A 12,675-nucleotide genomic window follows, 5' to 3' on the forward strand; every position below is an offset into this window, starting at 1 on the left:
ATGACAAATACGGAACAGGATCGTTGGTCGCGGGTAAAGGGGCGGTTGCGGACGAGTGTGGGCGAGGACGTCTATACGAGCTGGTTTGCGCGCATGGATCTGGAAGGCGTGCAGGACGAAAGCGTGCATCTGTCGGTTCCGACCCGGTTCCTCAAGAGCTGGATCCAGGCGCATTACGCCGACCGCGTCCTGACATGCTGGCAGGCCGAGATGCCGGCGGTGCACCGGATCGACCTCACCGTGCGCACGGCGATGCGCAGCGCGGCACCCGCCAAGGAAGCTATCGCGCCGGCCGATCAACGCCGCGCCGAGCACGCCAATGGCCGTCCCGCGCCGGAATTGCGCGCGACCGCGACGGCGCCGGTATCCGCCAGCCATGATGCGCTCGGCGGCTCGCCGCTCGACCCGCGCCTGACCTTTGCAAGCTTCGTGATCGGTCGCTCCAACACGCTGGCCCATGCGGCCGCGCGCCAGGTTGCCGAAGGACGCCGCGGCGATGCCGTGATGTTCAACCCACTCTATATTCACGCCGGCGTCGGCCTCGGCAAAACCCATCTGCTGCAGGCGGTGACGTGGGCCGGCAATTCGGGCAGCGAGCGCAAGGTACTCTATCTCACTGCCGAGAAATTCATGTACGGCTTCGTCGCCGCGCTGAAGACGCAGACGGCGCTGGCGTTCAAGGAGGCGCTGCGCGGCATCGACGTGCTCGTGATCGACGATCTGCAGTTCCTGCAGGGCAAATCGACGCAGGCCGAGTTTTGTCACACGCTGAACGCGCTGATCGATGCCGGCCGCCAGGTGGTGATCGCCGCCGACCGTCCGCCGTCCGACCTCGAAAGCCTGGACGATCGCGTGCGCTCGCGGCTGGCGGGTGGCCTCGTCGTGGAAATGGGCTCACTCGGCGAAGAGCTGCGCCTCGGCATCCTGAAATCGCGCGTCGCGGCGGCGCGTGCGCATCACGCCAGCTTCGACGTGCCGGAAGCGGTGCTGGATTATCTGGCCCGCACCATCACCCATAACGGCCGCGACCTCGAAGGCGCCATCAACCGCCTGCTCGCTCATTCCAAGCTCAACAATCAGCCGGTGACGCTGGAAATGGCCGAGCGCGAAGTGCGCGACCTGATCCGTCCGCAGGAACCGAAGCGGATCAAGATCGAGGACATCCAGCGGGTGGTCGCCCGGCAGTACAATGTCAGCCGTTCGGACCTGCTGTCATCGCGGCGGACCGCCAACGTCGTCCGGCCGCGCCAGGTCGCGATGTATCTGGCAAAGACGCTGACGCTGCGTTCGCTGCCCGAGATCGGCCGCCGGTTCGGTGGACGCGATCACACCACCGTGCTGCACGCCGTGCGCAAGATCGAGGCGCTGGTGGCCCGGGATACCGCGCTGTCCGAAGAGGTCGAGTCGCTGAAGCGACAGTTGCAGGAATAGGGCCTGGCTCCTCCCAACCTCTCCCTCCCCTGCTCCAATCGAAGTCGGATATATCCGACTTCGATAATTGTGACGCCCAGGCCGGGTAAACCCGGCTGGGTGTGGCGGGAGAATTTTGTTCTGCCGCCATTTTCTGCCGCAAAAGTGGGGAACGGGGGGTTGTCTCCCTTGCACCGGCGGGCCATCCGCGCCACCTTGCGGTCCCCCCGGGGGTTTGATCAACTCCGATCCTGATCCGGCTTTTCGGGTTTCCAATGCCGCGGCGCTGCCTTTACGGGCCGCCCGGCTTTTCCATCTCTGGCGGATATTGCAATGAAGGTCACCGTCGAACGCGCGCAACTGCTGAAATCGCTGGGCCACGTCCATCGCGTGGTCGAGCGCCGCAACACCATTCCTATTCTCGGCAACGTGCTGGTCCGCGCCGAAAATGCCCGCCTGTCGCTGAAGGCGACCGACCTCGACCTGGAGGTGACCGAAACGCTGGCGGCGGAAACCGCGACCGGCGGTTCCACCACCGTGCCGGCGCATATGTTCTACGATATTGTCCGCAAACTGCCCGATGGCGCGCAGATCGTGCTGGAAGCCGACGGCGACCGTTCGGTGCTGGCGATCCGCGCCGGCCGCTCGCGCTTCACGCTGCAGACCCTGCCCGAAAGCGACTTCCCGGACCTCGCCGCCGGCGACATGACGCATTCGTTCGCGCTGCCTGCCACCGACATCAAACGCCTGATCGACCGCACGCAGTTTGCGATTTCGACCGAAGAGACCCGCTACTATCTCAACGGAATCTATCTGCACACCGCCGGCACCGCCAAGGCCGCGACGCTGCGCGGGGTAGCGACCGACGGCCATCGGCTGGCGCAGATCGATCTGATGCTGCCCTCCGGCGCCACCGGCATGCCCGGCGTGATCGTGCCGCGCAAGACGGTTGGCGAGGTGCAACGGCTGATCGAGGACAATGAGGCCGAGGTCAAAATCGAACTGTCGCAGGGCAAGATCCGCTTCACCCTCGGCAATGTCGTGCTGACCTCGAAACTGATCGACGGCACCTTCCCGGACTACGGCCGCGTCATTCCGCAGAACAACGACAAGGAACTGATCGTCGACAAGAAGGATTTTGAGGCCGCGGTAGACCGCGTCTCGACCATTTCCAGCGAGCGCGGCCGCGCCGTGAAACTCGCATTGTCGCCGGGCAAGCTGGTGCTGTCGGTGACCAATCCGGATTCCGGCAGCGCCACCGAAGAACTGGAAGTCGAATACGCCTCCGACGCCCTCGATATCGGCTTCAACTCGCGCTATCTGCTCGACATCGCCGCCCAGATCGAAGGCGAAGTCGCCGTACTGCGCCTCGCCGATCCCGGCTCGCCGACGCTGGTGCAGGACAAGGAAAACAAAGGCGCGCTCTATGTGCTGATGCCGATGCGGGTGTGAGCAAGATTGGCGACACGGGCGCCGATCTTCCCTCTCCCCTTGTGGGAGAGGTGGCGCCCGACAAGAATGTAGCTGTCATACCCGCGAAGGTGTGTATCCAGTAATCGCCAGCGCCAGTAAAGAAATCGAGCAGCTCGGCGTACTGGATCATCCGCTTTCGCGGATGATGACGACAAAGGTTGCCGCCACCTTCCGACTCTTCGGCAATGACAGCGCATCATGACCCCGTCTCGCATCCAACGCCTGTCCCTCACGCACTTCCGCAATTACCGCGCGGCGACCGTGCAGGCGCGGGGGGATGTCGTGGTGCTGGTGGGACCGAACGGCGCCGGCAAGACCAATTGCCTGGAGGCGATCTCGTTTCTGTCGCCGGGGCGCGGCCTGCGGCGCGCGACGCTGGAGGATGTCGCCGACAACCAGGGCGACGGCTCGTGGGCGGTATCGGCCGAGGTCGAGGGCGCGCTGGGGCTTGCCACGCTCGGCACCGGTATCGATGCGCCCGCTGCGGAAGCCGCGTCAACCAGCCGGCGCTGCCGGATCGACCGCGAGCCGGTGAGTTCGGCAACCGCCTTCGGCGATCATCTGCGCATGGTGTGGCTGACGCCCGCGATGGACGGACTATTCATGGGCGCCGCTTCCGAACGGCGGCGCTTCTTCGACCGGCTGGTGCTGGCGATCGACAGCGAGCATTCCAGCCGCGTCTCGGCGCTGGAGCGCTCGTTGCGCTCGCGCAATCGCCTGCTCGAAGTGCGCAACTATGACGACCATTGGTGCGACGCGATCGAGCGTGAAACCGCCGAGCTTGCGGTGGCGGTCGCTGCCACCCGCGGCCAGACCGTGACGCGGCTGGCGGCGATGCTGCGCGAACGCGGGCAGAATTCCGCCTTTCCGTCGGCACAGATCATGCTCGACGGCTGGATGGAAAATGCGCTGGTCAACGAGTCCGCAACTTCCGTCGAGGATCGCTACCGCGAGATCCTGCGCGCGAGCCGCGCGCGCGACGCCGCGGCCGGCCGCACGCTGGACGGCCCCCACCTCACCGATCTGCAGGTGGTCTATGCGCCGAAAAACATGCCGGCGCGCGACGCCTCCACCGGCGAGCAGAAGGCGCTCCTGATCGGGCTGGTGCTGGCCCACGCGACGCTGGTTGCCGAGATGACCGGCATCGTGCCGCTGCTGCTGCTCGACGAGGTGGTCGCGCATCTTGATCCCGCCAGGCGCAAGGCGTTGTTCGACGAGCTTGCAAAGCTCGGCGCGCAGGTCTGGATGACCGGGGCCGACCCTGCGGCGTTCGTCGATATCGGCGCCGGCGGAGAGATTTTCGACGTCGAATCCGGCCAGGTGAAACGTCGCGGCTGAGTGCCGTTAACGCGGCCTCGCAGGTGCCGCGCCGGCGAGCAGGCGGTCGATGATGGATGCGATCAGAAAGACCGATCCCTTTTCAGTGATGTGCACCTGATCGCTGACGGTGATGTCCGCCGCCGCATCGCCGATGCGGGTCAGACAACCCTGCGCGTTGCAAAAGACGTCCGACGCAGAGATGAATTCCGCACCGAGCGGCTCGAGCCTGGCGCGCATGACCGCGTCGTAGGCCGACGATTGTGCGGCAGCGGGCGAACGCTGCGGGATCAGCGTGCGATGGAGGATGAAATACTTGAGCACCTCGGAGGGAAGCCCACGCCGCCACGTCGGCACACCGCCAAGAACAACGACGCGCGCATTCGTCTCCTTCTTCAGTGCGACCACCGTTTCAGCCACGTTGTCGAGGTGCTGTTCCCAGGTTCCGTGCAGCAGAACGATGTCGGGCTTGATCTGCCGGACCAGCGAATAAACCTTGTCGTTCATCGCGCGGCAGCCGGGTGTACTCGCAATGTCGGCGTTCAGCGCCGGAATGCAAGAACTGGAGGTCAGCTGCGCAATGCCGAAGTTGTGCGTCTCCTGAGCCTTGCGCAGGCCAGGCAGCAGAGCGCCCGCGGTCGAATCGCCCCAGATCAGAACCAGCGGACGCCGATCGCGCTCGACGCAAGTATCGGCGAACGTCGTTTCCCTGCTGAGATCGAGCAGGCATTCGTGAAACCGCCACCTGAAGCTCTCCGTCCGCACGCTCGCCATGGCGCGGATTTCAGGCGGCAGCCGGAAGTCGAAGCCGCGCCCCCAAACGACAGCAAGACCGGCGACCGCGACCATCGCCATGCCGGCCCCAAGGCTGAACATCTTGCGCCGGCTCGGGAGGCCGAAGCGGATTGGTATTTCGACAAACCGGTAGGTCGCCCACGCCAGCAGCGCGCTCGCGAGCAATATCAATTCGCGCTCCGGCAGTGTCAGCGGACCGAATTTGACGACCCCCGCGAATACCAACAGCGGCCAGTGCCAGAGATAGAGCGGGTAACTGATCAGCCCGATCCACACCAGCGGCGGGCTTGCCAGCGCGACCCGGTTCACCCACGCAGCCGGCGCGGACAACAGAAGCGCGCTACCGGCGACCGGAAGCACCGCCCACCAGCCCGGAAAGGCGCGGTGGCTGTCGAGAAGGCCGGCCGCCAACGCGATCAGCGCTACCCCGATCCAGGCGCGCCAGTTGCTCGCCGCGCTGGAGTGATGGACGTTGATCCAGCCGCAGGCCAGCACCGCACCGATCAGCAATTCAAACGCGCGCGTGAACGGCAGATAGAAGGTCGCGACCGGATTTGAGCCGATCAATGCCACGTTGAGCAGGAAAGAGGCGATGCCGAGCATCGCAGCCATTGCCATGATGCTCATTCGAAAGCGGGCTGCGAGCATCAACAGCAGCGGCCAGAACAGATAGAATTGTTCCTCAATTCCGAGCGACCACAGATGTAACAGCGGCTTCCTGGCGGATTCGACGTCGAAATAGCCGGACTGCAGCAACAGCGCGATATTGGCCAGAAACGCCGCGCTGGCGAAGGTGTCGCTGCCGAGTTGCGCAAAGGCCTGTGGCAGCATCCAGAACCAGCCCAGCGCCAATGTCGCGCCGAGCACCACGATCAGCGCCGGGAAGATGCGCCGGATCCGCCGGTTGTAGAACTCGACCAGGCTGAAACGGCCGCGTTCCAGTTCGCGCGTGATGATGCCCGTGATCAGAAAACCTGAAATCACGAAGAACACGTCGACGCCAATGAAGCCGCCCGGCATGGCGTCCGGGAACGCGTGGTAATTCAGGACCAGCATCACGGCGATGGCGCGGAGGCCGTCGACATCGGGCCGATATTTGGATGAAGGCAGAGACAATGGAGCGCTAACCCGGGATCGCTGTGAACGGCGGACAACGACTACAGGCTGCCGCGCCGCCCTTCTCTAGCAGGTCCGCGGCGTCCTGCCATTTCCCGCCGCGCCGGCAGCCAAAAAATCCGACGGTCGGGAGCACGGAATCAGCCCTCGAATCGCGCTTTTCGAGAGCGTCAGAATCGACCCTTGGAGACCTTGAAAAAGGGTAAAAAATCGCCATTTATTCAAAGGCTTGTGGACGGAGAGATTGCGCTAGGCGCAACCTCTCTTTCATGGCACAAATAGACCAATCAGCGCCTCATATTGCGCAGCTGATTCGGGACACCCTCGAAGGCTTCATATGACAGAACCTGCCCGGCAGACACCTGCCGAAACTGAGCATCCCATTCCGGTCGAATACGGCGCGGAATCGATCCGGGTGCTGAAGGGGCTCGATGCCGTGCGCAAGCGGCCGGGCATGTATATCGGCGATACCGATGACGGTTCCGGCCTGCATCACATGGTCTACGAGGTCGTCGACAACGCCATCGACGAAGCGCTCGCGGGCCACGCCACCGCCGTGGAAGTCATCCTCAACGCCGACGGCTCGGTGACGGTGCGCGACGACGGCCGCGGCATTCCGGTCGACATTCACAAGGGCGAAGGCATTTCCGCGGCCGAGGTCATCATGACCCAGCTTCACGCCGGCGGAAAATTCGACCAGAACTCCTACAAGGTTTCCGGCGGCCTGCACGGCGTCGGCGTCTCCGTCGTCAACGCGCTGTCCAGCAAGCTGCAGCTTCGCGTCTGGCGCGACGGCAAGGAGCACTACATCGAATTCGCCCATGGCGATGCGGTGGCCCCGCTCGAGATCGTCGGCGACGCCAACGGCAAGCGCGGCACCGAAGTGACCTTCCTTGCATCCACCGAGACTTTCACCAACGTCGAATATGATTTCCCGACGCTGGAGCATCGCCTGCGCGAGCTCGCGTTCCTGAATTCCGGCGTCAATATCGTGCTGTCCGACATGCGCCACGCGGTCGAGAAGCGCGAGGCGATGCAATATGCCGGCGGCGTCGAGGAATTCGTCAAATATCTCGACCGCAACAAGAAGGCGATGGTGCCTGCCCCGATCATGGTGCGGGCGGAGATGAACGACATCGGCGTCGAGGCCGCATTGTGGTGGAACGACAGCTACCACGAGAACGTGCTGTGCTTCACCAACAACATCCCGCAGCGCGACGGTGGCACCCATCTGGCCGGCTTCCGCGGCGCGCTGACGCGCCAGGTCAACGGCTATGCCGAGGCCAACGCGAAAAGGGAAAAGATCGCGCTGACCGGTGACGACTGCCGCGAAGGCCTCACCGCCGTGCTGTCGGTGAAGGTGCCGGACCCGAAATTTTCCTCGCAGACCAAGGACAAGCTGGTGTCCTCGGAAGTGCGACCCGTCGTCGAAAACGTCCTCAACGAGGCGCTGGCGGCGTGGTTCGAGGAGCATCCGAGCGAAGCAAAAGTCATCGTCGGCAAGGTGATCCAGGCGGCGGCAGCGCGCGAGGCCGCCCGCAAGGCGCGCGAGCTGACCCGCAAGAGCCCGCTCAGCATTTCCTCGCTGCCCGGCAAGCTCGCCGACTGCCAGGAGAAGGATCCCGCCAAGTCCGAACTGTTCATCGTCGAGGGCGACTCGGCAGGCGGCAGCGCCAAGCAGGGCCGCAACCGTGAATTCCAGGCGGTGCTGCCGCTGCGCGGCAAGATCCTCAATGTCGAGCGCGTCCGCACCGACAAGATGCTGTCGAGCGAGCAGATCGGCACACTGATCACCGCGCTCGGCACTGGCATCAGCGACGATTTCTCGGCCGACAAGCTGCGCTACCACAAGATCATCGTGATGACGGACGCCGACGTTGACGGCGCCCATATCCGCACGCTGCTGCTGACTTTCTTCTACCGGCAGATGCGCGAACTGATCGACCGCGGCCATCTCTATATCGCGCAGCCACCGCTCTACAAGGTGACGCGCGGCAAGTCCGAGCAGTACCTGAAGGACGAGCGCGCGCTGGAAGATTATTTGATCTCAACCGGCCTGGACGAATGCGTGTTTACGCCGGGCACGGGCGACGAGCGCGCCAGCCGCGATCTGCTCGCGCTGGTGGAAGACGCTCGTGTCATCCGCGGCGTGCTGCGCAACCTGCACAACCGTTATAATCGAAAGGTCGTCGAACAGGCCGCCGTCGCAGGCCTGTTTGGAAGGGACATTTTTACCGATCCGGCAACTGCCGCGGCCGCCGCCGAATACATGACCCGCCGGCTTGATATTCAAGCCGAGGAAGTCGAACGCGGCTGGACCGGACATTTCGTGGAAGGCCAGGGTTTCGTCTTCGAGCGCACGGTACGCGGGGTGAAGGACGTTGCCATCATCGACGACGCTTTCCTTGGCTCGGCTGACGCGCGCAAGCTGCACGAATACCGGGAGAGATTGCAGGACGTCTATGCGCGACCCGGCAAGCTCCGCCGCAAGGATTCGGAGACAATCATTTACGGTCCTGTCGATCTGTTCGAGGCAGTCACCGACGCCGGCCGCAAGGGCGTGGCGCTGCAGCGCTACAAAGGCCTTGGCGAGATGAATCCCAGCCAGCTCTGGGAAACCACGCTCGACACCAACGAGCGTTCGCTGCTGCAGGTGAAGATCAAGGAGGTCGACGAGGCCGACGACATCTTCACCAAGCTGATGGGTGACGTGGTCGAGCCGCGCCGCGAATTCATCCAGGATAATTCGCTCAGCGCCAATGTCGACGTGTGAGGCAGGACGCGCCCGTGCCGCCCATTCAATACATCGTTGAAGGCGGCCACCGGCTCGCGGGGACGATCGAGCCGTCCGGCAACAAGAACTCTGCGCTGCCGATCATCGCCGCCGCCTTGCTCACCGAGCATCCGGTCACACTGGAAAACGTGCCGCGAATCCGCGACACCGAGACGCTGGTCGAACTGATCCGCTCGGTCGGCGCTTCCGCCGAATGGCTGGAACGCAACAAGCTGGCGATCCATGCCAAGGAAGTTCGCGCCGCCGACCTCGATCCCGAACTCTGCGCGCGGATCCGCGCCTCGATCCTGCTGGCCGGGCCGCTGCTCGCCCGTTGCGGCGAGGTGGCGCTCCCGCCGCCCGGCGGCGATGTCATCGGCCGGCGGCGTCTAGACACGCATTTCCTTGCCTTCGAGCAGCTGGGCGCCACCGTCACGGCGACGCACCGGCTGGAATTCCGCGCGACCAAGTTGAGGGGCGCCGACGTGTTCCTCGACGAGCCCAGCGTCACCGCCACCGAAAACGCGCTGGTCGCAGCGGTCGCCGCCCACGGCACGACCTACCTGCGCAACGCCGCCTCCGAGCCGCATGTGCAGGACCTCGCGCATTTCCTGGTCGCGCTCGGCGCCAGGATCGAGGGCATCGGCACCAACACCATCATCGTGCACGGCCCGGCGACGCTCGGCGGCACCAGCTATTCAATCCAGCCCGACCATATCGAGGTGGGCTCCCTGATCGGGCTCGCCGCAGTGACCCGCTCGCCGCTGCGCATCGCGAAAGCCGGCGTCGAGCATCTGCGCTCGATCCGGATGGGCTTTGAACGACTCGGCATCGTCTGCGGCGTCGAGGGCGACGACCTCGTGGTGCCCTCAAGCCAGACCATGAAGATCCATGACGATTTCGGCGGTCACGTGCCGAAGCTGGAGGATCAGCCCTGGCCGGCCTTCCCGGCCGACCTGATGTCGATTGCGATCGTGACCGCGACGCAATGCGACGGCGTCATCCTGATGTTCGAAAAAATGTTTGAGTCGCGAATGTTCTTCGTCGACAAGCTGATCGCGATGGGCGGCCGGATCGTGCTGTGCGACCCGCACCGCGCGATCGTAGCCGGTCCGAGCCGGCTGCGCGGCTCGACGATGACCTCGCCCGACATCCGCGCCGGCATGGCCATGCTGCTGGCAGCGGTCGCCGCCGAGGGCACCTCGACCATCAACAACGCCGACCAGATCGAGCGCGGCTATGAGCGCATCGAGGAGCGGCTCAACGCGCTGGGCGCAAAGATCACGCGGGTGCCGGAACGGCCGAGCGACAACTAGCGACGGAGCCGCGAGCAGCAATCGGCGGTCCGAATAGCCTGGAATCTTGATTTAAAGCCATTCTAAACTACAGGCCGACCGTGGTTGCACGCTATCTCCGGAAATAGCCTATCTACAATCGAGATCGGCCCGTCGAGATCCCAGTTCCATGACCAAGACCTTGTCGCTCGGACAAGCCCCGCGAGGCTTCATCGGCCGGATCCGCGCCATCGACGCGGCGGCCTGCTCTTCCGCGCTGGCGCCAACCGAGCTGGAAAGCCGCCTCATCGAGATGGGCTTTGTGGAAGACGCGCGGGTGGAAATCCTCCACGAAGGCATGTTCGGCCGCGACCCGATTGCGGTCCGTGTCAATAACGCAACCGTCGCAATCCGCCGGCGCGAAGCCCTGGCCATCATTGTCGATTGATCAGATGGACGCTCGAACGACGACATCGCTGAACCTCACTCTGGTCGGAACGCCGAACAGCGGGAAGACAGCGTTGTTCAACGCCCTCACCGGCAGCCGGCAGCGCTCCGCCAATTATCCGGGCGTCACCGTCGAGCGAAAATCGGGAGCGTTTGTCACGCCGGCGGGACGCAGAGTTGCGATCGTCGACTTGCCGGGCACCTATTCGCTCAGAGGCCGCAGTCCGGACGAGGAAATTACGCGCGAGGTGGTTCTCGGCGAAATACGCGACGAAGCCGTGCCCGACTGCGTCGTCTGTGTTGCCGACGCGACCAATCTTCGACTCAGCATACGCCTGGTGCTGGAACTTAAGCGTGTGGGCCGGCCGATGCTGCTGGTTCTCAACATGATCGACCTTGCGCACCACCGCGGCATCAGGATCGATCTTGACCGCCTTGCATCGGAACTCGGTATTCCCGTTACCACGTCGGTTTCGGTTCGCAAGGGCGGCACGGCCGATCTGTTGCAGCGTCTGGACACATTCGCCCAGACGCGCACAGGCGAGGTCACCGTCAGCACATGGCGGCCACTTTCGACACACGAACTGCGCGCGCTGCAGCGGGATGCCGACCGGATTATTGCAGGCGCCGTAACTCCTCCAGCGAAGCCGGATAATTTGACGAACCGGATTGATTCCGTGGTGCTGCAGCCGGCATCCGGTCTCCTGATCCTGCTCACGATCCTGTTCATCATGTTTCAGGCCGTCTTCAGCTGGGCGCAGCCGCTGATGGAGCTGCTGTCGAGCAGCTTCGCTTCGCTCGGTCAATTGGTCCACGCGATGCTGCCGGATGGCCTGCTGCAGAGCTTCGTGCAGAATGGCGTGATTTCCGGGGTTGGCAGCGTTGTCGTGTTCCTGCCGCAAATCGTCATCCTGTTTTTCTTTATCCTGATGCTCGAAGATTTCGGCTATATGGCGCGTGCCGCGTTCCTGATGGATCGCATCATGGGCGGCGCCGGGCTGCATGGCCGCGCTTTCATCCCGTTGCTGTCGAGCTTTGCTTGCGCCATTCCTGGAATCATGGCCGCACGCGTCATCGACAACCGCCGCGACCGGCTGACCACGATCCTGATCGCGCCGCTGATGACCTGCTCGGCGCGCATTCCCGTCTACACGCTGATCATTTCCGCCTTCGTTCCGCAACGCCAGGTGTTTGGCTGGATCAATCTTCAGGGCCTCGTGATGTTCGGCCTCTATGCTGCCGGCATTGCGAGCGCGCTCGCGGTTTCGTTCGTCGTCAAATTCTTGATGGGGCGGGACTACGAACCCTCGCCGTTCATGATGGAATTGCCGGACTACAAACTGCCGCGCCCAAAAAGCATTGCGCTTGGTATCTATATGCGCGCCAAGGCGTTCCTGTACCGCGCAGGAACGACGATCTTCTCGATGATGGTGTTGATCTGGTTCCTTGCTTCATTTCCGCAGCCGCCCGCGGGAGCGGAGAATCCCGCTATCAACTACAGTCTGGCTGCGATCATCGGGTCTGCCATTCAGCCGGTCCTCGCACCGCTGGGCTTCAACTGGCAAATCGCAGTCGCGCTGATCCCCGGCATGGCGGCGCGCGAAGTCGCGGTTGCTGCCCTCGGCACAGTTTACGCGATCGAGGGCGGCAAGGAAGCCGCCGACCGGATTGGCGAGGTCCTCGCCAACAACTGGAGCCTCGCCACCGCGATATCGTTGCTGGTCTGGTACGTATTTGCGCCGCAATGCGCGTCGACGCTCGCCGTGATCCGCCGCGAAACCGGCAGCTGGAAATGGATGGCTGTCACATTCGGCTACATGTTGGCGCTGGCTTACGCCGGATCGTTCCTCGCCTACAACATTGCCAGAGCTCTTGGCGCGGGTTGAGTAGGCCGCACGCAGCGTGTTCAAGCTTCTGTCGATCGCCGAGCGAATCGTCGACAATCTTGGTGGCACGGTGACCGTTCAGAACGATGCCTCTTCTGGCGCAACCAGCCTTCGCTGCGACCATTCGACTTCCCTCAACTATGACTGGTTTTCGCAACTAATCGTGATTGCGTGCTGCGCGTGA

General features: G+C 63.7%; 8 protein-coding genes. 7 read left to right on the plus strand and 1 reads right to left on the minus strand.

All coding sequences use genetic code 11. The annotated features are described in order from the left end of the window. From dnaA to recF, 3 genes are all read left to right on the plus strand, one after another. Entirely contained in the window at nt 1-1,431 is a 1,431-nt protein-coding gene (gene dnaA, locus ACPPVP_RS00005; RefSeq protein ID WP_426530097.1) for a chromosomal replication initiator protein DnaA, read from the plus strand. Nucleotides 1,432-1,743: 312 nt separating this feature from the next. Then, nucleotides 1,744-2,862, plus strand: a complete 1,119-nt coding sequence (dnaN, locus tag ACPPVP_RS00010) for a DNA polymerase III subunit beta (protein WP_426530099.1) — start codon at nt 1,744-1,746, stop codon at nt 2,860-2,862. Between the two features lie 219 nt (nt 2,863-3,081). Then, nucleotides 3,082-4,221: a DNA replication/repair protein RecF gene (gene recF / locus ACPPVP_RS00015; protein ID WP_426530101.1), complete on the plus strand. Its 1,140-nt coding sequence runs from the start codon at nt 3,082-3,084 to the stop codon at nt 4,219-4,221. 6 nt (nt 4,222-4,227) lie between these two features. Here recF and ACPPVP_RS00020 read toward each other — a convergent pair whose 3' ends face one another. Then, nucleotides 4,228-6,111: an acyltransferase family protein gene (locus ACPPVP_RS00020; RefSeq protein ID WP_426530103.1), complete on the minus strand. Its 1,884-nt coding sequence runs from the start codon at nt 6,109-6,111 to the stop codon at nt 4,228-4,230. Between the two features lie 337 nt (nt 6,112-6,448). On the opposite strand from ACPPVP_RS00020, the gene gyrB reads away from it, so the two are divergent. From gyrB to feoB, 4 genes are all read left to right on the plus strand, one after another. Further along, complete coding sequence (gene gyrB / locus ACPPVP_RS00025; RefSeq protein ID WP_426530105.1) at nt 6,449-8,884, plus strand: DNA topoisomerase (ATP-hydrolyzing) subunit B; 2,436 nt, start codon at nt 6,449-6,451, stop codon at nt 8,882-8,884. Nucleotides 8,885-8,898: 14 nt separating this feature from the next. Continuing rightward, nucleotides 8,899-10,200: a UDP-N-acetylglucosamine 1-carboxyvinyltransferase gene (murA, locus tag ACPPVP_RS00030; RefSeq protein ID WP_426530107.1), complete on the plus strand. Its 1,302-nt coding sequence runs from the start codon at nt 8,899-8,901 to the stop codon at nt 10,198-10,200. A 148-nt stretch (nt 10,201-10,348) separates the two neighbouring features. Continuing rightward, nucleotides 10,349-10,606, plus strand: a complete 258-nt coding sequence (locus ACPPVP_RS00035; RefSeq protein WP_426530109.1) for a FeoA family protein — start codon at nt 10,349-10,351, stop codon at nt 10,604-10,606. 4 nt (nt 10,607-10,610) lie between these two features. Then, nucleotides 10,611-12,491: a ferrous iron transporter B gene (feoB, locus tag ACPPVP_RS00040; protein ID WP_426530111.1), complete on the plus strand. Its 1,881-nt coding sequence runs from the start codon at nt 10,611-10,613 to the stop codon at nt 12,489-12,491. The last annotated feature ends 184 nt before the right edge of the window (nt 12,492-12,675 follow it).

This window comes from Bradyrhizobium sp. McL0615, from assembly GCF_049993905.1.
In the GTDB taxonomy this organism is placed as follows: Bacteria; Pseudomonadota; Alphaproteobacteria; order Rhizobiales; family Xanthobacteraceae; genus Bradyrhizobium.